Below are 21,263 nucleotides of genomic sequence, written 5' to 3'. Positions count from 1 at the left end.
AGCGCCTCAGCGCGGCGGCATCCGGGCGCTGTCTTCCACATCAAAGGCCGCGAGCATGGCCAGAAACTTGGCCGATGTCTCTTCTTCCTCGGCCACCGGGTCAGAGCCGCGCACGATCCCCGCCCCGGCATAAAGCCGCGCCAGCGGCCCCTCGATCTCGGCGCAGCGCAGCGCCAGATACCAGCAACCATCGCCCGCGCGGTCCAGCCAGCCGACCGCGCCCGCGTAAAAGCCGCGATCATAGCCCTCAAGCCCCGGCAGCGCCGCCTCGGCCGCCGCGCGCGGCAGGCCACCCACCGCAGGCGTCGGATGCAGCGCGGCCAGCAGCGTGGCGCAGGGCGTATCGGGGTCTTTCAGCTCGCCCTCGATACGGGTGCCCAGGTGCCACATCCGCGCCGTGGCGGTCAGCGACACCCCCTGCGGCGCCGAGAGGTTGCGGCAAAAAGGCGCCAGCGTGTCCAGCACCATCTGCGCCGCCATCTCATGCTCGCGCCGGTTCTTGTCCGAGGCCAGCAGCGCCTGGCCCTCGACCTGGTCCTGATCCGGGTCCGCCCGCCGCCTCGCGGACCCCGCCAGCGGATGCGAGGCCACCAATGCGCCGCGCTTTTCCACCAAAAGCTCTGGCGTCGCGCCAATCAGCCGCCGCACAAGGCCGGGCTTTCGCGGGCGCAAGGGCACCGAGAACAGGGTCGCAAGCCGGTCAGCCCGCATACGTGTCAGCAATAGCGCCGGATCCCAGTCGCGCCCGGCTTCCAGCAGCAGGCTGCGCGACAGCACGATCTTTGAGAACTCGCCCTGGGAAATCCGCGCCACCGCTTCGGCCACCGCCTGACGGTAGCGGGCGGGGGTGGGCTCGGCGGTGATGATGGGCTTTGTGGTGGCAGCTGCAGGTGCGGGCCCGGCGTTCTGCGCGGCCCCGGCGTTCTGGGCAGCAGTGACCGGGCGGGCGGCGAAAAGATAGTCGCCGGACAGGCGATCATAGGGCACAGCCCCGGCAAGATATTGGCCAAAGCCCCGGATCGCCGGGTTGTCCGGCCCATCACCGTCATCTGCCCCGTCATTTGCGGCGAACCAGGCCTCTGCGCGGGCGGCCAGGCTGTCCAGCCCGCCCTCAGCCAGGCGCTGCTGGCCTTTTTCAAAGGCGATCTCATGCCCGGGGCCTGAGATCAGGAAATCCGCCGTATGGGCAGAGGTGCCCGCAACGGGTGGCATCTTTCCAGAGGTCGGGTCGGGTCGAAAATCAACGGTCATTCAGCGATCTCGCCAGTGAACAGGCGCGGAGCCCCTGCCAGCAGCCCTTACAGCCATTGGCCGGGAAAAATCCGGGCGGTTTTAATCGCTTGGCGGCAATGATTCGCCTGGCTTTGGGCTGTAACGCGCCCGGGGCGCAGTTCCGTCGTCCAGGGGGGACAAGTCAAGGCATGGCGCGCCCTGCTCGCGCAAGGGTGTGCACAAAGGCAGGCCTGCGCCGGATAAAAGGCCAGTCAGCGCTGCCACTCAGCGCCCCATCTCAGAGTGCCCCCCATTTCAGTGCTTCCCATTTCAGTGCTTCCCCCCACCTCAGTGCCCCCCACCGCCGCCGCCCGTGCGGGCGGGGGGGCGCATCGCCAGCGCCATCACCGCCAGCCCGACAAACAGCATGGTCAGCAACAGGAAGATGTCGATGAAGGACATGATCGCCGCCTGCCCCGTCACCTGGGCCTGCATCTGCGCCAGCGCCGCATCCGGGTTCAGCCCGTTCAGCGCAAGGTTCTGGCGCATCATCTCCAGCTGGCGCAGCGCCTCGGGGTTGGCCCAGTTCACCGCCTCTTCCAGCCGCGCCGAATGCAGCGCCCGCCGGTCGGTCAGGATGGTGTTGATCAGCGCCAGCCCCACCGCGCCGCCCAGGTTGCGCATCAGGTTGTAAAGCGCCGAGGCGCCCTTCATCTTTGCCACCGGCAGCGTGCCAAGCGCCAGGTTGTTGATCGGCACCATACAGATCATCAGCGAGATGCCCCGCAGAACCTGGGGCCAGAACAGCTCGTTAAAGTCCCAGTCGGCGGTCATGCCGGTCAGCATCCAGGACGAGGTGCCAAAGCCGATGAACCCCAGCAAAAGCATCACCCGCAGGTCGATTTTCGAGGCCATGATCCCCGCCACAGGCGCGGTGAAGAACATCGCCAGCCCCGAGACAAACACCGTCTGGCCGATCATCAGGCTGTCATAGCCGCGCACCGCCGAAAGATAGAGCGGGTAGAGATAGGTCATGCCGTAAAGGCCGATCCCCATCACGAAGGAAAACACCGAGCCGACCGCGAAATTCGTATTGCTGAAGGCCGAGAAATCGACCAGCGGCTCATCGCGGGTAAAGGCGCGCCAGAAGGTTACGATCCCGCCCAGCACCATCACCACGAAAAGGGCCGCCACCGCCTCATCCTGGAACCAGTCGTTGTTCGGCCCCTCTTCCAGCACATATTCCATCGCGCCGAGGAAACAGGCCAGCGCGGCCAGCCCCAGCCAGTCGAATTTCTGGAAAAGCGACCAGTCGGGGCGGTCAAAATCGATCAGCATGAAGGCCCCGATCGCCACCGCGATGCCTGCGGGCACATTGACCAGAAACAGCCAGTGCCAGGACAGCGTATGGCTGAGATAGCCGCCAATCGTCGGCCCGACGGTCGGCGCCAGCGTCGCCACCAGGCCGATCATCGGCGAGACGACATTGCGCTTTGCGGGCGGGAAGATGGTAAAGGCCGCCGCAAAGACCGAGGGGATCATGCCGCCGCCAAGGAAACCCTGCACCGCCCGCCACAGGATCATCTCATTGATCGAAGTCGAGGTCGCGCAAAGGAACGAGGCCGCCGTAAACCCCGCCGCCGACAGCGAAAACAGCAGCCGCGTCGACATCATCCGCCCCAGAAAGCCTGAAAGCGGGATCATGATCACCTCGGCGATCAGATAGGCGGTCTGCACCCAGGAGATCTCATCCGATGAGGCCCCCAGCCCGGCCTGGATCTCTGGCAATGAGGCCGAGACGATCTGGATGTCCAGGATCGCCATGAACATGCCAAAGACCATGATGAAAAACGCAATCACCCGGCGCGGGGTCAGTTCCGGCTCGGGTGGCAGCAGGGCGGCGGCGGGCAAAGCCGCCTTTTGGGGGGCGGCAGCGGACATTACTCAGCCCCGGCTGGCTGGGATCCTGCCGACGAGGACGTGGCGGCCTCTTCGCCGGTGCGGGTGTCAATCGAGACCTCTACCGACAGCCCGGCCCGCAGACCCGCCACCCCTTCGGGCAGCTCGATCCTGACCGGCACACGCTGCACGATCTTGGTGAAATTCCCGGTCGCATTATTGGCGGGCAACAGCGAGAACACCGAGCCCGTGGCAGGCGAAAGAGAGATCACCCGCCCCTCGACCTCTTGCCCGTCGAGCGCATCGACCGAGACCATCGCCCTCTGCCCGGCGCGAATTTCGGCCAGCTGGGTTTCCTTCAGATTGGCCTCAACGAACAGCCCGTGATCGGGAACCACCGCCGCAAGACGTGCCCCGGCGCTGACCAGCTCGCCCTGTTTGATGGCGATATTGGCAACCGTGCCATCAAAGGGGGCCCGCATCACGGTGAAATCCAGATCGCGGGCGATCAAAGCGCTTGCCAGTTCCAGCTCGCGCCGGGTCGAGGCGGCCTCGCTGCGCTGTGCCTCCAGCACGCCCACCTGTGCTTTTGCGCCCGCAATCGCGGCGGCGGCGGCGGTGCGATTGGCCTCGGCTGTGGCCAGCGCCTGATTGGCATTGTCGAGATCGGCCTGGCTGCTGACGCGGCGCGCCGCCAGATCGCGGATCCGCGCCGTATTGGCGTGGGCGGCGGTCAGCACGGCCTCGGTGGCGGTCAGCTGGGCCTCGGCCTGGGTCACATTTGCCTCGGCGGCCAGAACCTGCGCGTCGATACGCGACAGCGTCGCGGTCAGCTCGGTCAGTTTGGCCTGCGACTGTTCAAGCGAGATGCGGTAATCGCCATCATCGATGCGGAAAAGCACATCGCCCATCTTCACATGCTGGTTCGCCGTCACTGCAATTTCAGAGACATAGCCGGTGATTTTGGATGAGATCAGCGACAGATCGGCCTGGATATAGGCGTCATCGGTGGTGACCATGAAGCGGCCATTCGTCCACCAGGACCAGCCCTCATAGCCCGCCGCCAGCGCCGCAATCAGCGCGATCCCCGCAAAGACCAGCTTTTTGCGGCTGCCCCCTGCAGGGGCGGCTGCCGGGGGGACGGGGGGGGATGGTGGCGCCACATCCACCGGGGAACCTTCTGGGGAAACCACGGGGGCATTCACCGGGGCATCGGCGGGGGCATCGGCGGGCTCTGTCCGGGACTGGTTCTGACGCGACATGGTACGACTCACGCAGCTGATTCAAATCGAACCGACTGGTTCGATCCTCTGCAATAATCCCCCATGCCACATATTTCAATATTCCATCGAACCGGATGGTTCGATTATATGCAGCTCATGTCCTGCACCCCTTCCCCCGAAACACCGCCATCCGCGGTGCCCCCCGCAGCGCGCCCTGCAGCGCCCCCCGCAGCATCCCCGGCCGCAACGCGTCGCCACGCCGCCGGCGCAGACCCGCAAAAGCGCCACCAGATCCTGGAAGGGGCCTGGCAGGAGTTCTGCACCCATGGTTTTGACGCCGCGACGATGGCCCGGATCAGCCGCGCCGCCGGGGTCTCGAAGGGCACGCTTTACGTCTATTTTCAGAACAAAGAGGATCTGTTCGTGGCTCTGGTCGAGCAACGCCGCGAGCAACTGGCGCTGGCGCTCGGCGAGGCGCTGGCGGTGCCCGGCGGGATTGATCTGCAGCTGAAGGCCTATGCGCTGGCGCTGAGCCGGGTGCTGACCTCGGATGAGATGCTGCGCGCCCAGCGAATCGTCGTCTCGGTGGCCGAGCGCATGCCCGATCTGGCCCGGCGCTTTCATGAGGCGGGGGCGCGGCAGGTTCTGAACCGCCTCAGCCGCTGGCTGGCCGAGGCCAGTGCGGCCGGGCTGATGCAGATCCCCGATCCCGAACTGGCCGCCCAGCAATTCACCGAACTGTCTTTGGCGGGGATCTGGCGGCAGCGCCTGTTCGGCGTGCGCCGCGTGCCACCCGATGCGGCTGAATCCGAGGCCCAGGCCGCCAGCGCGGTGCAGCTTTTTCTGGCCGCCTATGGTCGCAGCACAGGTGCTGAGCCAGCGAACGCCTGCCCCTGATCCGCAACCCCGGGATGCAGCGATTTCCACGCCGCAACCCCTGCCATGAACGGCGCACGGGGGGCGGTTTTCCTTGCCCGAAGCGGCAAAATCTGACAGATATTGCCGTGAAAACCTGACAAACTTACCAGGAAATATTTTCGTGCAGCAAAGCCCTCCCGGCGACGGTTCTGATCAGGCGAAAACGGCTCAGGCGCGGCTGATCTCTTTGCGGGGCGTCTCGGTCGCCCGCGCGGAAAAGACGGTCGTTCATGATGTCTCGCTGCAGATCTGGCCCGGGCAGATGACGGTGCTGATCGGCCCGAATGGCTGCGGAAAATCGACGCTTCTGAAAACCATCGCCCGGCTTTTGCCGCCCGCCTCGGGGCAGATCCTGATTGGCGACCGGCCGCTTGCCGGCTTAGGCGGGCGCGAGGCGGCGCGGCAGATGGCGCTTTTGCCGCAAAGCCCCGTCACGCCCGAGGGGCTGCGGGTGCGCGATCTGGTGGCGCTTGGCCGTCACCCCCATCGCAGCCTGATGCGGGCCTGGTCGCAGCACGATGACCGCGCCATCGACCGCGCCATGGCCGAGACGAATACAACCGCCCTGGCAAACCGCCCCGCCGAGGCGCTGTCAGGCGGTCAGCGCCAGCGGGCCTTCATCGCCATGGTGCTGGCCCAGGAGACCGGCATCCTGATGCTCGATGAGCCGACGACCTACCTGGACCTCTCGGTGCAGATGGAGATCATGGCGATCCTTGCGCGGCGGGCCAGGGCGGGGGCAACGGTGCTGGTGGTGCTGCATGAGCTGAACCTTGCCGCCGCATTCGCCGACCGGATCGTGATGATGCGCGATGGCCGGATCCGCGCCGATGGCCCACCGGGCGAAGTGATGACCGCAGACAATCTGGCGGATATTTTCGGGCTGACGGCGCAGATCATCCCCGACCCGCTGACCGGCCGCCCCGTCTGCCTGCCCCGCGATGAGGCCGACATCCCCAAAACGGCCACGCCCGGAATTGCCACTCCATGAACCAGCGGTCGCTTTCTTTGCCGCTGTTGCTGGTGGCGCTTTTGCTCGCCGCGATGCTTTTGCATCTTTGCGCCGGGGCCGAGCCTCAGCCCCTGTCGCTGGTCTGGTCGGTGCTGCACGGCGAGGCCCCCGATACATTCGAGGCCGCAATCATCCGCGAGCTGCGCCTGCCCCGCGCCCTGGGCGCAGCGCTGGCGGGCGCAGGCCTGGCGGCGGCGGGCGTGCTGATGCAGGCGGTGACGCGCAATCCGCTGGCCGAACCCGGCCTCTTCGGTCTGCTGGCGGGCGCGGCACTGACGGTTTTGCTGGCGCGGCTGATCCCGGGCCTGTCCTCGCCCGGGCTGGTTGCACCGCTGGCGGCGGCAGGCAGCGCCTTTGGCGCGATGCTGGTATTCGCGCTGGTGCGGGCGGCGGGCGATGGCGGCGGCGTGCTGACGCCTGCGCTGGCAGGCGCGGCGGTCACCGCCTTTCTGGTGGCGCTGACCACGATGATCTCGCTTATGGAAGCCCGCGCCTTTGAGGATATGCGCGTCTGGCTGTCAGGCTCTTTCGCCGGGCTGCGGCTGGGCGTGGTGGCAATGGTCGCCCCCTGGGCGCTGGCGGGCCTGGGCCTTGCGCTTTTCACCGGGCCGAAGCTGACGATCCTGACCATGGGCGATGAGGCCGCGACCGGCCTTGGCCTGAACCCGCGCCGCATCCGCGCCTTGGCGCTTATCGCCGTGGTGGTGATGACAGCGGCGGCGGTCGCGCTGGCGGGGCCTTTGGGCTTTGTCGGGCTGACGGTGCCGCATGCGGTTCGGCTGATCGGGCCGATGGGCCAGGGGCGGCTGCTTGCTCTGTCGGCGCTGGCAGGGGCGGGCTATCTGGTGCTGGCCGATACGCTGGCGCGAACGGTGATCGCGCCGGTAGAGATCTCTGCCGGGATCCTGACCGCGCTGGTCGGCGCGCCGGTTCTGGTCTTGCTGGTCAGGATGCGGGCATGAGGGTCTGGCGCATCTCTGCCTTTGGCGGGCGGCTGACGCAAGAGCCGTCACGGGCCGGGCTGCTGGCCTTACTGGCGCTGATGGTCGGGCTTTGCGCGCTGGTCCTGCTGTCAGCAATGCTGGGCAGCGAGGCCCCGGGGCCAGGCCAGGCCCTGAAGGCGCTGATGGGAAAAGGCGACGCGGGCGCAATCCTGATCGTTGCCGAGTTTCGCCTGCCGCGCAGCCTGGTGGCCATTCTGGCGGGGGGGATGCTGGGTCTTGCAGGCGCATTGATCCAGGGGGCGACGCGCAACCCGCTGGCGGATCCGGCGCTGCTGGGGATCAGCCAGGGCGCGGCGCTGACGGTGATTGGCCTCAGCGTATTGGCCCCGGGTGTTGCGGGCGAATGGCGGCCGCCTGCGGCCTTTCTGGGCGGGATCCTGGTCGCGGGCCTGATCCTTTTGCTATCGCACCAGCGCGAGGGCAGCGGCCCGGTGCGGCTTTTGCTGACAGGGATCGGGATCGCCGCTTTCCTTTCGGCACTGACCACCGCGCTTTTGACCTATGGCGGCGTGAATGAGGCGCATGCGGCGCTGGCCTGGATCTCAGGCTCGGTGCGGCTGGTCGGCTGGCCCGAGGTGCGGCTACTGGCCTGGCTGACGCCGCCTGCCCTGCTGATCGCCGCGCTGTGCAGCCGCCCGCTGGCCGTCTTGCGGCTGGGCGATGAGCTGGCAACCGTGCTGGGCCATCGGGCGGGCCGGGCCCGCGCGTGGCTGATGGCGGCGGCGGCGGCGATGGCGGCAGCGGCGGTCTCGATCATCGGGCCGATTGCCTTTGTCGGGTTGATCGCCCCGCATCTGGCGGCGCGGCTGGCGCGGGTTGGGCCGGGGCTGCATCTGGCGCTGTCCTGGGCGGTGGGCGCGGGGCTGACCGGGCTGGCCGATCTGGCCGGGCGCTGGCTTTTCGCGCCAGTCCAGATCCCGGCGGGGCTGGTCACGGCCCTGGTTGGTGCGCCGCTGATGGCGGCTCTGATGATCCGCCGTTTTGGCCGCAAACCCGCCTGACACCACCGCTCGCCCGCCCCAAACCGGAGCCACCGATGAAGCCTTTCGCACTCTTTGCCGCACTCTTTGCCACGGCCTTGCTGGCGCTGCGGGCCCCAGCCGCCGCCCAGGCCCAGGACTTCCCGCTGACGATCCCGCATAAATTCGGCGAGACGGTGATCCTGGCGCCGCCTGCCCGGGTGGCCTCGGTCGATTTTACCGGGGCGGATGATCTGCTGGCGCTTGGGGTGCAGCCCGTCACCATCCGCGACTGGTATGGCGATTTCCCGGATGGGCTCTGGCCCTGGGCCGCGCCTTTGCTGACCACCACGCCGCCCCTGCTGCGCGGCGAGCTGAACTATGAACAGATCGCCGCGCAAAAGCCCGATGTGATCATCGCGCTGTGGTCCGGGATCGGCGCGGCGGACTATGAGCGCCTCAGCCGTATCGCCCCGGTCGTCGCGGTGCCGGCCGGGGTCGGGGATTTCTCGCTGCCCTGGGACGAGCGCGCCATGATCGCGGGTCGCGCCATCGGGCGCGAGACGCTGGCCAGCAAGAAGGTTGCGGCCATTCATGCGCAGATGGCCGCGATTGCGGCGGCCCATCCCGACTGGCAGGGAAAAACCGCCAGCGTCGCCTGGTTTCTGGGCGGCGGGCTTGGGGCCTATTCAGGCCAGGATGTGCGGGTGCAGCTCCTCGCGAGTCTTGGCTTCCACCTGCCACCGCGTCTGGCCGCGCGGGTGAAGGGCGACGGCTTTTCTGTGCCGCTGTCCGAAGAGGCCATCGGCCTGCTTGAGGCGGATGTGCTGGTCTGGACCATGGCCGACGGCGATATGAGCGCGCCCGACCGCGTCGTCACCCGCCCCTTTCTGATCACCGCCAAAGAGGGGCGTGAGGTGCTTTCGGGAAAACTGCTGACCGGGGCGATGTCGCATGCCTCGCTGCTCAGCCTGCCCTGGGCGCTGGAACGGCTGGAACCCGCGCTGAACGAGGCCATGGCAGGCAAAGGCCCGGTGCTGGTTGAGTAAGACGCGGCCCGAAAGGACAAAACGAGCACACAGGCAAAACGGGCGGCTGATCTCTCAGCCGCCCGTTTCTTTTCCTGTTCAGCTCTGGCCCAGAAAAGTCTGGCTCAGAACCGGGTCGAGACCCCCAGGGTCACCACGCGCCCCTCACCCTGCCAGCAGGCCGAGACACCGAATGAGGTCTGGCAGCTGGCGGTGTAACGCTCATTCGTCAGGTTGGTGACGTTCAGATCGGCGGTCCAGGTCTCGGCAAAGTTCCAGCTGGCACCTATGTCATAAAGCCAGGCATCGCCCACCTTCAATGTATTGGCGTTATCGGCCCAGCTGGAACCCAGATAACGGGTGCCCGCGCGCAGCTCGAGGCCCTCGACAGCGGCCGGGCTCCAGGCCAGTTGCAGATTGCCAAACCGCTCGGCCACCGACTGCGGGGTCTTGCCGTCAAAGGCGCTGTTGCCGGTAAATTTCTCGATCGTCACATCCATCCGCGTCGCCGCCATACGCAGACGCAGCTCTTCATTCAGGGCCACATTCGCCTCGACCTCGATCCCTTTCGAGCGCACCTTTCCAAGGGTATTCGAGTCGAAATTGCCGCCATTCACATAGTTTTGCGACACATCCTTGCGGGTGATGTCAAAGGCCGAAACCGTGATCAGCGAGTTCTCACTCAGCGCCCATTTCACCCCGACCTCGGCCTGATGCCCGGTCTCTGGCTCGGCCCGCAGCGAGTATTCCGACAGCGATTGCGGGTTGAAATAGGTGCCAACGGTCACATAGGGCGTCACATCGCCGATGCGCTTTGCCAGCGCCACACGCCAGGTAAAGGCATCATCGCGGCGCTTGAGATCGGCACCCAGATTGTTGTCCATCTCTGACCAGACCACATCGAAGCGGCCATTCAGCGTGGCGATCCAGCCGTCGCCCCATTCGATCTGATCCTGGGCGTAAAGCCCCAGCTGCCGCTGCGTGCTGACATTGTCGATATAGGTGAACAGCGCCGTCGGCTGCGCGACCGAGTAAACGGGGTTCACCGGATCCAGCGGGGTGCCAACGGCAAAGGCCTGCTGCTGATCCAGCCGGTATTGCCGCGCATCCAGCCCGAACAGCACCTTATGGCGGACGCTGCCCGTGTCGAAATCACGGGTAAAGCGCAGATCGTTTTGCAGGATCGTCGCATAGCTGTCATGGGCAAAGACAAAGCGGTTCACATCCGCCGAGGGCGTCGGGATCTGCCCCGAGGTAAAGCCGTTCGGATAGAGATACAGCTCTTTAAGATCGGTATAGCCAACGCGGAAAGTGTCAACCATCTGCCATTCGCCGATATCGCGGCGATAGATGCCGGTGGCGATCAGCTGCTTGCGCTTATAGGTGTCGGCATCGGGGTTACCGCCGTTGTAGTATTCGTCGAAATAGCCAAAGGGGCCCGGGGCTGCGGTGCCGTAATAGGGCAGGAAAGAGCCGCCGACGTGATCCTCGTCCATATCGGTATAGGACAGGTGGAAGGTCAGCTTGCTGCCATCATCAAAGCTTTTGGTGACCGCGCCATAGGCCACGCCCTCAAAGCCCGCATCGAACATGCCATAGCCGTCCTGGCGGGTGGCCTGGATCCCATAGCGCCAGGCGAGGTCATCGCCATTGGTGCCCGAGCCCTCGACCGAGGCGCGGGCCTGGCTTTCGCTGTTGGCGCTGAAGGAAAGCGTCGTGCCCTCGGATCCGTCAGGCAGGCGCGAGACGTAATTGACCAAGCCGCCCGGGCTGGAGGCGCCGTAAAGCATCGAGGCCGGGCCTTTGAGAACCTCGATCCGCTCCAGCAGGAAGGGGTCGATATAGAAGGTGCCAAAGCCGTAAGAGAACAGCGACAGCCCATCCATGAAGGCGCCGGTATCGGAAGAGGCGAAACCGCGGATATAGAACCAGTTGGTGTCACTGTCATAGCCGTAAAGCTGCGACTGCACGCCCGCCACATCAAGCAGCGCCTGATCGACCTTGCGCACCTGCTGTTTGCCAAAGGTCTCACGCCCGACCACGGTGACTGATTGCGGCACATCGGTGATCTCGGTCGCGGTTTTCATCCCCGACAGCGTGAAGGGATTGCCCACATCACCAACCGCGCCCGCGCCTGCAACCTCAAGCGTGATCGTGCCCAGCGCGACGGTATCGTCCTGCGCCAGATCCTGAACCAGATTCTGGGCCAGCAGGGGGGCGGCGAAAAGACAGCTGAGCGCCGTGCTGCCCGCCAGCAGCCGCGCGATGGTATGTTGTGCTTTCATGTGAACTCTTCCCCGAAATAAGACCGTCAGCAAAAGCCTTCGCAAACGCCGGCTTTGCCTCGCGTCTAACGCGGGATGGCGGGGCGGTATTGACCAAAACTGTCGGGAATTTGACAGGGCAGCCACGTCGCGCCCTGCAGCGCTGTCTGCCCTCTGATGGCTTAGCCTGCGCCCCGACGCGCAAGACTGCGCCGCCAGGTGCCCGGCGTCTCACCCGTCAGTTTGCGGAAAGAGCGGGTGAAATGTGCCTGATCGGCAAAGCCTGCATCAATGGCGATGCTGGCCAGGCTGTCGCGCCCCTGCTGCAACAGGGCTTTGGCGCGCTGGATGCGCAGCTTTTGCAGGCTGCGATGCGGTGGCTCGCCCCGGCTTTGCGCCCAGGCATGGGCGAACCAGCTTTCCGACAGACCCAGCTGCCCGGCCATTTCGGCCACGGAAAGCGGACGGTGCAGCTCTTCATGCATCAGCCGCTCGATCCGGGCCATCTGTGCAGGCCCCAGGCCGCCGGGGCCAGGGTTCAGCGGCGCCGCGCCGGGGGCAAACACCCGCTGGATCAGATCATCCAGCAGCGCGGTCAGCGCCTGGCGGCTGCAGCTTTTGGCGCGGATCTCTTCGGCCATATGCTGCGCGACCAGCAAAGCCTCGGGCGAGGCGGCAAAAAGGCGCGGCTGCTGCAACAGCGCGCCGGGCACCGCCGGATCAGCGTCAGACAGCCCCGCCTTTTCCAGGCGCCCCTGCAGCACATCTTGCGAGAGATGCACATCCAGATGCGTCAGCCTGCCCGACTGACGAAAGCCGGAACGCGTCGCCAGTCCCGCCGGAATATAGGCCAGCGCAATCGGCTGGCCACGACGGCTGCGGCCATGGGCCAGCCGCATCCCGCTTTCATCCGGGCCCAGCACAGCCACGATCCGCGGGTCGGGGGCGACATAGCTGCCCTTGCCGCCACGGCTGACCGCAACCTGCCAGACATCGGCCACCACGCCAGGCAAAGCCTGCCAGGCCAGCGGCGCAAGCAGCTGAATTCCAGTGGTCTGGCTGGTCATATTGGGGCGAAAACTCATGTCCCCAATATACCTGAATGTTTTAATCAGAATATACCGCAATCACCGTGCCACCGGGATTTTGCACCCGCATATGGCAATTTCGCCGCGCAATTCGGCCTGGATTGAGGCCCGGCCGTTATGGGCCAGAGAGAGGATCGCCTGCTGCAAGGCCCGGCCGCACCGCCGGACCCCGCCTCAGATCGCAGGTCTCCGGGCTCAGATCAGGCCACTCATCACCTCGGGGTTGAAGCCATGCAGCTCGTCCAGGCGGCCCTCGCGCACCTTCACCACCCAGTCGGGATCCGACAGCAGCACCCGGCCCACCGCCACCATGTCAAACTCATCCCGGGCCATCCGCTCCAGCAGATTGTCAAAGGGCACCGCCCCCGAGGCCTGACCGCGGAAGGCGCCAAAGAACTCGGTGTTCAGCCCGACCGAGCCGACGCTGATCGTCGCCGCCCCGGTCAGCTTTTTCGCCCAGCCCGCGAAATTCAGCCCCGCCTCGCCATCAAGCTCGGGGAATTCGGCCACCCAGAAACGGCGCTGCGAGCAGTGAAGGATGTCCACCCCCGCCTCGACCAGCGGCGCAAGCCAGGCGGTCATCTCATCAGGCGTTGCGGCCAGCTTCACCTCATAATCCTGCTGTTTCCACTGGCTGACCCGCATGATCACCGGAAAATCGGGGCCGACGGCAGCCCGCACCGCGCGCACCACCTCAAGCGCAAAGCGGGCGCGCAGCTGAAGGGTCGCGCCGCCCCAGGCGTCGTCGCGCAGATTGCTGCCCGCCCAGAAGAACTGGTCGATCAGATAGCCATGTGCGGCGTGCAATTCGAGACTGTCAAAGCCCGCAGCCTTTGCATCCGCTGCCGCCCGGCCAAAGGCGGCGATCGTATCGGCGATATCCTCTTCGCTCATCGCCACGCCGCGCGGCTGATCGGGCCCGATGATCCCCGAGGGGCTTTCGACCGGGGCCTCAGGCTCCCATTTTCCGGCCCGGGTCGATCCGGTATGCCACAGCTGCGGCGCGATCAGCCCGCCCGCGCCGTGGACGGCATCCGCCACCCCCTTCCATCCCGCGAGCGCCGCCGCCCCATGGAACAGCGGAATACCGTGGTGATTGCGCGCAGCCGGGCGGTCGACCACCGTGCCCTCGGTCAGGATCAGCCCGACATCGCCTTCGGCGCGGCGGCGGTAATAGGCGGCATTGGCGGGGCCTGGCACCCCTTCGGGCGCCATGCAGCGCGTCATCGGGGCCATCACGATGCGGTTCTTCAGCGCCAGCGATTTCAGCGAAAACGGACGAAACAGCGGATCGGTCGGGGTCGGCATCCTGGGGCATCTCCGGAAAAGGACGGGCCGGGCAACTGGCGCCCGGGCGTGGCGATCAACAGACCCGCTACTTTTCATAAGCCCAACCATGAAGGTCAAGCCCGGCAATATCTCCGCCCCCCATCTCCGCCCCCCGCGACATGACTTTCATCTGTCCCTAAATATCCCGGGGGTGAGCGGCTTTGCCGCGAGGGGGCTGGCCCCCTCTGCCCACCCCCCCCCTGTGCCCCCTGTGCCTGATCGGATCATGGCAAAGCCTTGCCCCCCTCCGGCCGCGCCGTAACATCCCGCCTCAACATCCCACCGTAACATCCCGCCTCTGGCATCTGCGGCCCGGGAAGGGCAATATCGCCCCCGGCAGCGCATCAGGCTGCCACGACCAGAGACGGGAATTCCCAAAGACGGGCATCCCCAGAGACGCACATCCCCAGAGACGGGCACCAGCAGGGACTGGCACCAGCAAGGACGGGCACACCATGACAAATCAGATCCGCATGCAATGGAGCCGCCTTCTTTGCGCCGAAAGGCTGGGCGACGACCGTTATATGCCGCAGCGCAACCGCTCAATCTTTGTGCAGGATTATGACCGCATCGTTTTTTCGCAGCCCTTTCGCAGGCTGGCCAACAAGACGCAGGTGCAGCCGCTTTATGAGAATGACCATGTGCATCACCGTCTGATCCACTCGATCGAGGTGGCCAGTGTCGGGCGCTCTCTGGCGATGCGGGTGGGCGAATGGCTTTGCACCAACGGGCATATCGCCGAGGCCGATGTCGCCGATCTGGCCAATATCGTTCAGGCCGCCTGTGTGGCCCATGATATCGGCAACCCGCCCTTTGGCCATTCCGGCGAGCAGGCGATGGGGGCCTGGTTTGCCGATTACTTTGCCAAAGGCAGCCCGCTGGCCCGCGCTGTGCCTGAGGCGGATCAGCGCCAGTTCATTGATTTCGAGGGCAATGCCCAGGGCTTTCGCATCCTGACCCGGCTGGAGATGTATCCGGCCAGGGCGGCATGCGGCTGTCAAAGGCAACACTGGGGGCATTTGCGAAATATCCGGTCACGGCGGCGGATCGGGCGGCCCTGCTGAAATCCGGGCTGGCAGAAACTGCCGCGCTTAAGAAATTCGGCATTTTCGGTCAAGACCTTGCCGCTTTCGCTGCCGCCGCCGAAAGCCTGGGCCTGCCGGAATATGTCATGCCCGCCGCCAGGACGCCGGAAAGCGCCCAGCCCGCACAAAGGGCCTGGGCCCGCCACCCGCTGGTCTTCCTGATGGAGGCGGCCGACGATATCACCTATAATATCGTCGATATCGAGGATGCCTTCACCACCGGCGAGCTGGGCTATGACAGCGTGCTGGCGCTGCTGAGCCGGCTGGCCGGGGTGCCGCGCCCAACCGATAGCGGCATGACCGAAAGCGAGGCGATTGCCATGCTGCGCGCCCGCAGCATCGGCACCGCGATTGACGCCTGCGTCGAAACCTTCATCACCCATTACGACGCGATCATGGAGGGCCGCTTTGCGGGCGACCTGGTCGGTGCCAGCCCTCTGGCAGAGGCGTTTGGGCTGTTGCGGGAAACCGCCCGCAGCCGCATCTTCACCGCGCCCCGCAAGACCGAGCTGGAACTGTCAGGCCGCCGGATCATCGCCAATGTGATGTCCGGCATCGCGCCCGTTTACGAAGAGCTGGCCGCCGCCGACTGGCACCCTGAGGGGCTGTCGCAGCATGGCCAGCAGCTGGTGCGGGCGCTGTCACTGGATCTGCGCGACATCAAAGATCCGGTGGCCGCATTGCATGCTCTGGCGGATTTCACCTCGGGGATGACGGACCGCTATGCTTTGCGGATCTCACGGATGCTCTCGGGCACCTGAGGCCCCCCATATGGGAAGCCCCCTGCCAGAAGCCCCGACGGATGCTTTGCCCCTGCAGCAAAACCCGCCTCAAAACCGGGCCTCAAAACCCGACCTCAATACCGGGCTTCAGAACCGGGCTTCAGAACTGGGCCTTGCGGGCGATCCAGATGCCCGCCAGCACGATCAGCCCGCCAAGCGCCTGCATCGGGCTAAGCGCCTCATCCAGCACCGCCCAGGCCAGCAGCGCCGCCACCACCGGCTGCAAAAGCAAGGTCAGCGATGAGAATGTGGCGGGCAAAAAGGCCAGCGCCCAGGCGATCAGGCTCTGACCGCTGGCCTGGCTGATCCAGGACAGCGCGCAAAGCACCGCCCATCCGGCAAGGGTGACCGGAAAAAGCGCGGGCTCGGTCAGCAGCGCGAATGGCAGAACCGAAAGGGCGGCGGCAGAGGTGCTCCAGATCATGATCACCGGGGTCGCGTAATGCTGCCGCGCCCGGCCCAGCAGCAGGATATAGACCGCGTATAAAAGCGCCGCGAACAGCGCGACCCCGTCGCCCAAAAGGCTGCCGCCGCCAAGCGCCGCCGGCCCGCCCTTCAGCACCACCACCCCCGCTACCGTCACCGCAAGCGCCAGGAAAAACAGCTGCCCCGGCACCCGGCGGTAAAGTCCCCAGCTGATCAGCACCACGAAAACCGGCGCCATATTGACCAGCAAAGTCGAATTGGCGACTGAGGTCAGCTGCAATGAGACATGCCAGGCAACCAGCTCGGCCCCCAATATCAGACCGGGCAGCGAAACCGTCAGCCGCCCCGCAAGATCTGCAGGATGCGTCCTGCCGGGGCGGGCAGACAGGCCTGCGCGGGCGGCCTGCCCCGGTCTGGCTGCCGAGCCGGCTGCCAGTCTGGTGGTCGATCTGGCTGACAAAAGCAACAGCGGCAACAATGCCAGCGCCAGCCGCCAGAATGCAGTCGAGGCGGCCCCCACCTCAGACAGACGCACGAAAATCGGCGAGCACCCAATCAGCACGCCGCCCAAAATCAGCCCCGCCAGGGCCGCACGATCCCCCGACGGCAGGGAAAGCGCATGGCTGGGCCTGGCTGCCGGACCCGGATCCCTGTCATGGCTGCGGTCACCCGCCGTTTCGCGGGCCTCTCCCCTCGCATCGGCTTTGATCGGCATATCCCGGCCCGCGACACGGTCGGCAGCACGGTCGGCGGCACGGTCGGCGGCAAAGCGTCTGGACGTCATTTCGGGCGGCCCTCACCAAAAGCGAAATCGGCGGCTTATGCCGCCCTCTTCGCAATAGCTGCGAACCAAAGGCGATACGACATAAATCCGCGCAGCCATCGCGCGCCTGCAGGCCCTGTCGGCACATCCGCGCGAAAGAAAGCAAAGCAAATGGTTGCAGGCCGGGTGATTTGGCCATTATGTATCCATAAAGCCCTGCGCTTTTTGGGAATTTAAGCTTTAATCAAGGGATCTTGCATGCCACAAAACCAGCAAGTCGACGCCGACATGGTGCTTGTTATCGGCCATGGCGCGGGTGGATGGGTGTGGGACATGCTTGCCGGATCCGCGCCATCGGCTTCGGACAGGGCTTTGGACGGCGCTTCGGGCGGGGCAGCGCAGGGCAAAACCAGGGCGGTGCTTTGGGTTGATCCGGTCGCGCCCCCGCCGCCCCCTGAGACAGTGGCTACTGATCGCTTTCGTCATCTGGCGGCGGCCCTTGCTGGCCGTGATGGCGAGGCAGAGCTGATCAGCCACTCGCTGCCCGGGCTTTACAGCCTGCAGCCAGCCAGTGCCGAATTGCTGGGCCTGTTCCCCGGCCTGCGCGAGAAAAGCCGTCTTAAGGTGCCGCAGGTGACTGTGTCCGGGCTGGACCTGCCCGCTGAGGGGATGCTGGATCTGGTCCTCGACGCACCCGGATCTGAAACGGTGATCCTGCAGCTTCTGGATGCGGCGGGCCTTATGCCACGGGTGCAAACCCTTTATCTGCGCCAGGGCGCGGGTGCGTTTTTCACGGGCAGCGCGTCCGGGCGTGAGACGCTCGGCTGGCTGGAGGCGCATTCCTTCCGCCAGGACCAGAACCACACCGCCCTGCCCGGTCTGAACGCGCATCAGGATGCCGACTGGCCCATTACCGCCTTCCGGCCCGACCTGCTGTCAAAGCGGATCAGCGCCCTTGAGGCAGAGCTGGCCGCAGCAAAGGCTTCGGCCAGCGCTGCCGCCCAAAGCCAGGAAAAGCTGCTGCTCGCCCGCAGCGAGGCCCTGGCTGAGGCTGAGGCCCGTGCCGCTGTCTGGGAAAGCAATGCCGTAGAGGCGACCGCATCGCTGAACGCGCAGAAAGACAGCCTGGCCGCCGCGACCAAAGCGCTGGCCGAACGTGATGAGGCCCTGCGCAGCGCAACCGAGCGCAACACCGCCCTGCAGGCCGCGGCAACCCGTCAGCGCGATGCGGTGCGGCTGAACGAAGAGCAACTCGCCCGCGCCAAAGCCGGAGAGGCTCTGGCCCGTCAGGATCTCGGTATGGCGCTGGAAACCCTGGCTGCGGCCCAGGCCGAGCTGACAGAGCTGCGCGCCCGTCAAAGCGGGCTTTACGATGAAAAGACCCGGCTTGAGGGGCTGATCCGTCAGCTGACACCGCGCCTGCAAGAGGCCGCAGCCCAGCTGCGCCAGCTGGCTCCGATCGCCGGGGATGCGCAGGCCAGCCTGCTGCGCCGTGAGCCCGCCGCAAAGAAAAGCGTCCCGCGCAGGCTTGCCGCAAAGACGGCAGGCACTGATGCCCCGCCCCCAAAGGCTGCGGCGGCAAAGGCACCTTTGACCAGGGCGAAGGATAAGGCTGCGGACCCCGGGCGGAAAAAAGCGCCGCCCGCGCCGGCAGAGACCCCTCAGGCAGAGACCCCACAGGCCGCGCCGCGCAAGGCCAGCCCGAAAGCCAGCGCGCAACCTGCCGTTCAGACCGCTGAGAAAGCGGCCCGAAAAGCGCCGACCAAAGCCACGGCTAAAGCTCCGGCAAAAGCCCCGGCCAAAGCCCCGGCCAAAGCCGCCAGCGATGCGAAGACCGCTCCGGCCACGCAGCGCCGCAGGAAAGCGACATGAGCCGCGCCCTCAGCCAGCCCCGCCGCCCGGATGACGAACTGGGCCGGACGCTTGACCTTTTTGACGATATGATCCGGCTGCTTGAGCAGAACACCGGCTCTGATCTTGCGGTGCAGACCCTGCCCGCCGAGCCGCTGCCCAGCCTGCTGCGCCGCTGTGAAGAGATTGCGCAGCGCCCGGCCCAGACCCGCCCGACGCTGGTGATCGGCTTTCCGGGGGTGGCGGCGCTGGATCCGGCCTGGTGGCAGGGCATAGCCCCCGGCACGGCGGCGCTGCAGTTGCCGGCGATCTGGGCCGGGCTGTCGGATCAGAGCCTGGCGGATGCGGTCGCCTTGTTGCAACGCGATCAGGCCCGGCCCGGCGCTTCGGTTGTATTGCTGGTGGCGGCCGATGCGATGCCGGTCGGGGCAATGGCGGCGCTGATCGGTGCCTCTGGCCATGTCAGCCTGCTGGCAGATCATCCCTGGAACAGCTACCTGGCCTCAGCCGCCTGGCAAAACGGCGAGTCCGCTGACGCTTTCAGCGCCCGGATCAACGCCTTTCTTGATGCAAATCCGCGCCTTGTCGCGCAGCATCCCGCCTCGCAATACCGGGCCCTGTCGCCCGACACCGCCCGAACCGCCGGACGCGCCGCAAGGCGGGCTGAGGCGGCGGCCCTGCTGGGGGCTGTGCCGCCCGCGCGTGCCGTTGCGGCGGATGATGTGATGCGGGAAAGCGTCGCCGGGGGCGCAGCCTATAACGCGCTTTGCAAGCGGCTTGGCTATGCCCCCGATCAGCTGCCCCAACGCCAGGACGAATGGCGCATTGGCGACGGCGCGGCACAGGGAACGCCTGGCCAGGGGGGGGCTGGCCCCGCAGCCGTGCTGGCCCCGCTGCAGACGGATGGCGCACCGCCCGCCCGCATCTCCTGGTTCTTGCCGCGCCTTGAACGGCTGGCCGGGCTTTCTGAACAGGCCCGTCGTGCAAAGCTGCCTGCACTGATCCGGCGCCTTGATGCCTGCCTTTCCGCCGCTGCGGCCCCCGATGCGCTGGATGTGCTGATCGCGGGCCTGCCTGCCGATGACACGGCGCTGCTTTTGCTGCTGGCGGCCGCCCATTTCACCCGGACGGGCGATTCAATGCAGGCTATGGGCCTGATCGCCGAGGCCCTTGAAACCGCCCCCTCTGCGGCGGGTGGCCTGCGGGCGCTGGCGGCCTCGCTCTATCTTGATCTGCGCAAGTTGCCTCAGGCGCTGGAGGCATTGGCGGGCCCGCTGCTGAGCCCGGGGATGCTGGATCAGCAGGGGCTGGATCTGCTGGGCCGCGCCATCAATCCGGGGACACCCGCCGCCGCAGGGACGCCCGCCGCCGCCAAAGTGGCCGATCAGCACGGTCAGGCGCTGCTGCTTGCCCGCCTTGAGGATCAGCCCCTCCTGCCCGCCGGGCGCAAGCGGCTGATGGTCGAGATCGGCACCACCCGCGAGAATGTGCCCGGCCAGGGCTCGACCCGCAAACTGGCGCTGCTTTGCGCCGATCTGGATATCGACTTTGTCACCGTCGATATGGACCCCGCCAACAGCCGTCGCGCGGCCAGGATGTTTCGCAGGCTGGGCCTGCCCTTCCGCGCCATCACTGCCAAAGGCGAGGATTACCTGGCCGCCCATCCGGGCCCGATCGACTATGTGTTCCTCGATGCCTATGACTTTGACCACGGCAAGCATTCCGAGCTGCGTCAGTCCCGCTATGAGCTTTATCTGGGCGACCGGATCAGCGATGCGGGATGCCACCAGATGCATCTCGACTGCGCCACGGCCCTGGTCAGATCGCTGGCACCCGATGGGCTGATCTGTTTCGACGACACCTGGACCGATGCCTCGGGGGCCTGGACCGCCAAGGGCAAAACCGCGATGCCCTATCTGCTGGAGAATGGCTTCGAGGTGATCGAGGCGCGCAATAACGCAGCCCTGCTGCGTCGCACCGCAGGCTGAACCGGGCGGCGGCGGCTGCAATGGCCGCCGCCGCTTTGTCCCTGTTGCCACATCGGGCGCGGGTGATGCCAGGCCCTGCCCTTACCCCTGGCGCCTGGCGCCTGGCGCGATCCCTGTCGGAATACCCGACCCCGCCCCCGCGCGGGACATGCAGGGGCACCTTATCCGGGCGCAAATCCCCTGCATTTTGCCGCCCTGCAATCCGCCATAGGCCAGAAACCGCCAGGCATCGCCAGCCAGATTCTGAGCCGTACGAATGCGGCAATCCCTGGAACGGGCCGGCAAGAAAATAACATTTAACATACTGATATAGATATATAAAATACCAAAATCCGCCCACCACCAGGGCCTGCCCCCTGAGATCCCGGCTGGCCCGCCCTGGCGGCCCGACAGCCCACAGCGCCTGTCCCCGGGCCACAACCGCAAACACCC

At 66.2% G+C, this 21,263-nt stretch carries 16 protein-coding genes; 9 read left to right on the top strand and 7 right to left on the bottom strand.

The window, feature by feature from the left end; translation table 11 throughout:
• Positions 1-6 precede the first annotated feature (6 nt).
• From HOY34_RS10015 to HOY34_RS10005, 3 genes are all read right to left on the bottom strand, one after another.
• Complete coding sequence (locus HOY34_RS10015; protein ID WP_172362328.1) at positions 7-1,251, bottom strand: isochorismate synthase; 1,245 nt, start codon at positions 1,249-1,251, stop codon at positions 7-9.
• A gap of 309 nt (positions 1,252-1,560) precedes the next feature.
• The gene (locus HOY34_RS10010; protein WP_172362326.1) at positions 1,561-3,153 is read right to left on the bottom strand and encodes a DHA2 family efflux MFS transporter permease subunit; all 1,593 of its coding nucleotides are present in this window, start codon (positions 3,151-3,153) and stop codon (positions 1,561-1,563) included.
• Positions 3,153-4,373, bottom strand: coding sequence for an HlyD family secretion protein (locus tag HOY34_RS10005; protein ID WP_172362324.1), 1,221 nt, complete (start codon positions 4,371-4,373; stop codon positions 3,153-3,155). Before HOY34_RS10005 ends, HOY34_RS10010 begins: the two co-directional genes overlap by 1 nt.
• Positions 4,374-4,529: 156 nt before the next feature.
• Between HOY34_RS10005 and HOY34_RS10000 the strand changes: the two genes are divergently transcribed.
• From HOY34_RS10000 to HOY34_RS09980, 5 genes are all read left to right on the top strand, one after another.
• On the top strand, positions 4,530-5,231 hold the full coding sequence (locus tag HOY34_RS10000) for a TetR/AcrR family transcriptional regulator (protein WP_366926943.1): 702 nt from the start codon (positions 4,530-4,532) through the stop codon (positions 5,229-5,231).
• A gap of 142 nt (positions 5,232-5,373) precedes the next feature.
• Positions 5,374-6,243: an ABC transporter ATP-binding protein gene (locus tag HOY34_RS09995; RefSeq protein WP_172362322.1), complete on the top strand. Its 870-nt coding sequence runs from the start codon at positions 5,374-5,376 to the stop codon at positions 6,241-6,243.
• Positions 6,240-7,226 (top strand): FecCD family ABC transporter permease, encoded by a 987-nt coding sequence (locus HOY34_RS09990; protein ID WP_172362320.1) that lies wholly within the window; start codon positions 6,240-6,242, stop codon positions 7,224-7,226. Before HOY34_RS09995 ends, HOY34_RS09990 begins: the two co-directional genes overlap by 4 nt.
• Complete coding sequence (locus HOY34_RS09985) at positions 7,223-8,269, top strand: FecCD family ABC transporter permease (protein WP_172362318.1); 1,047 nt, start codon at positions 7,223-7,225, stop codon at positions 8,267-8,269. The genes HOY34_RS09990 and HOY34_RS09985 overlap by 4 nt, the downstream gene beginning before the upstream one ends.
• 35 nt (positions 8,270-8,304) lie before the next feature.
• Entirely contained in the window at positions 8,305-9,276 is a 972-nt protein-coding gene (locus tag HOY34_RS09980) for an ABC transporter substrate-binding protein (RefSeq protein WP_172362316.1), read from the top strand.
• Positions 9,277-9,380: 104 nt separating this feature from the next.
• On the opposite strand, the gene HOY34_RS09975 is transcribed toward HOY34_RS09980, so the two are convergent.
• From HOY34_RS09975 to HOY34_RS09965, 3 genes are all read right to left on the bottom strand, one after another.
• Positions 9,381-11,540 carry a TonB-dependent siderophore receptor gene (locus HOY34_RS09975; RefSeq protein ID WP_172362314.1) on the bottom strand — a complete coding sequence of 720 codons (2,160 nt, stop codon included), beginning with the start codon at positions 11,538-11,540 and terminating at the stop codon, positions 9,381-9,383.
• Positions 11,541-11,701: 161 nt separating this feature from the next.
• Entirely contained in the window at positions 11,702-12,604 is a 903-nt protein-coding gene (locus tag HOY34_RS09970; RefSeq protein ID WP_172362312.1) for a helix-turn-helix domain-containing protein, read from the bottom strand.
• A 198-nt stretch (positions 12,605-12,802) separates the two neighbouring features.
• Positions 12,803-13,915, bottom strand: coding sequence for an NADH:flavin oxidoreductase (locus HOY34_RS09965; RefSeq protein WP_172362310.1), 1,113 nt, complete (start codon positions 13,913-13,915; stop codon positions 12,803-12,805).
• A 476-nt stretch (positions 13,916-14,391) separates the two neighbouring features.
• Here HOY34_RS09965 and dgt point away from each other — a divergent pair, with 476 nt between their 5' ends.
• The gene (gene dgt, locus HOY34_RS22075; protein WP_253944360.1) at positions 14,392-15,000 is read left to right on the top strand and encodes a dGTP triphosphohydrolase; all 609 of its coding nucleotides are present in this window, start codon (positions 14,392-14,394) and stop codon (positions 14,998-15,000) included.
• On the top strand, positions 14,925-15,782 hold the full coding sequence (locus tag HOY34_RS22070; RefSeq protein ID WP_253944358.1) for a deoxyguanosinetriphosphate triphosphohydrolase family protein: 858 nt from the start codon (positions 14,925-14,927) through the stop codon (positions 15,780-15,782). The genes dgt and HOY34_RS22070 overlap by 76 nt, the downstream gene beginning before the upstream one ends.
• 121 nt (positions 15,783-15,903) lie before the next feature.
• On the opposite strand, the gene HOY34_RS09955 is transcribed toward HOY34_RS22070, so the two are convergent.
• Positions 15,904-17,013, bottom strand: a complete 1,110-nt coding sequence (locus tag HOY34_RS09955) for a DMT family transporter (protein WP_216654706.1) — start codon at positions 17,011-17,013, stop codon at positions 15,904-15,906.
• A gap of 237 nt (positions 17,014-17,250) precedes the next feature.
• Here HOY34_RS09955 and HOY34_RS09950 point away from each other — a divergent pair, with 237 nt between their 5' ends.
• Together HOY34_RS09950 and HOY34_RS09945 are read left to right on the top strand one after the other, a co-directional pair.
• Positions 17,251-18,864: a hypothetical protein gene (locus HOY34_RS09950; RefSeq protein ID WP_172362308.1), complete on the top strand. Its 1,614-nt coding sequence runs from the start codon at positions 17,251-17,253 to the stop codon at positions 18,862-18,864.
• Entirely contained in the window at positions 18,861-20,831 is a 1,971-nt protein-coding gene (locus HOY34_RS09945) for an O-methyltransferase (protein ID WP_172362306.1), read from the top strand. Before HOY34_RS09950 ends, HOY34_RS09945 begins: the two co-directional genes overlap by 4 nt.
• Positions 20,832-21,263: the final 432 nt, after the last annotated feature.

This window comes from Pseudogemmobacter hezensis (assembly GCF_013155295.1).
Classification (GTDB): domain Bacteria; phylum Pseudomonadota; class Alphaproteobacteria; order Rhodobacterales; family Rhodobacteraceae; genus Pseudogemmobacter; species Pseudogemmobacter hezensis.
This window is presented reverse-complemented; position numbering and strand designations above follow the sequence as displayed.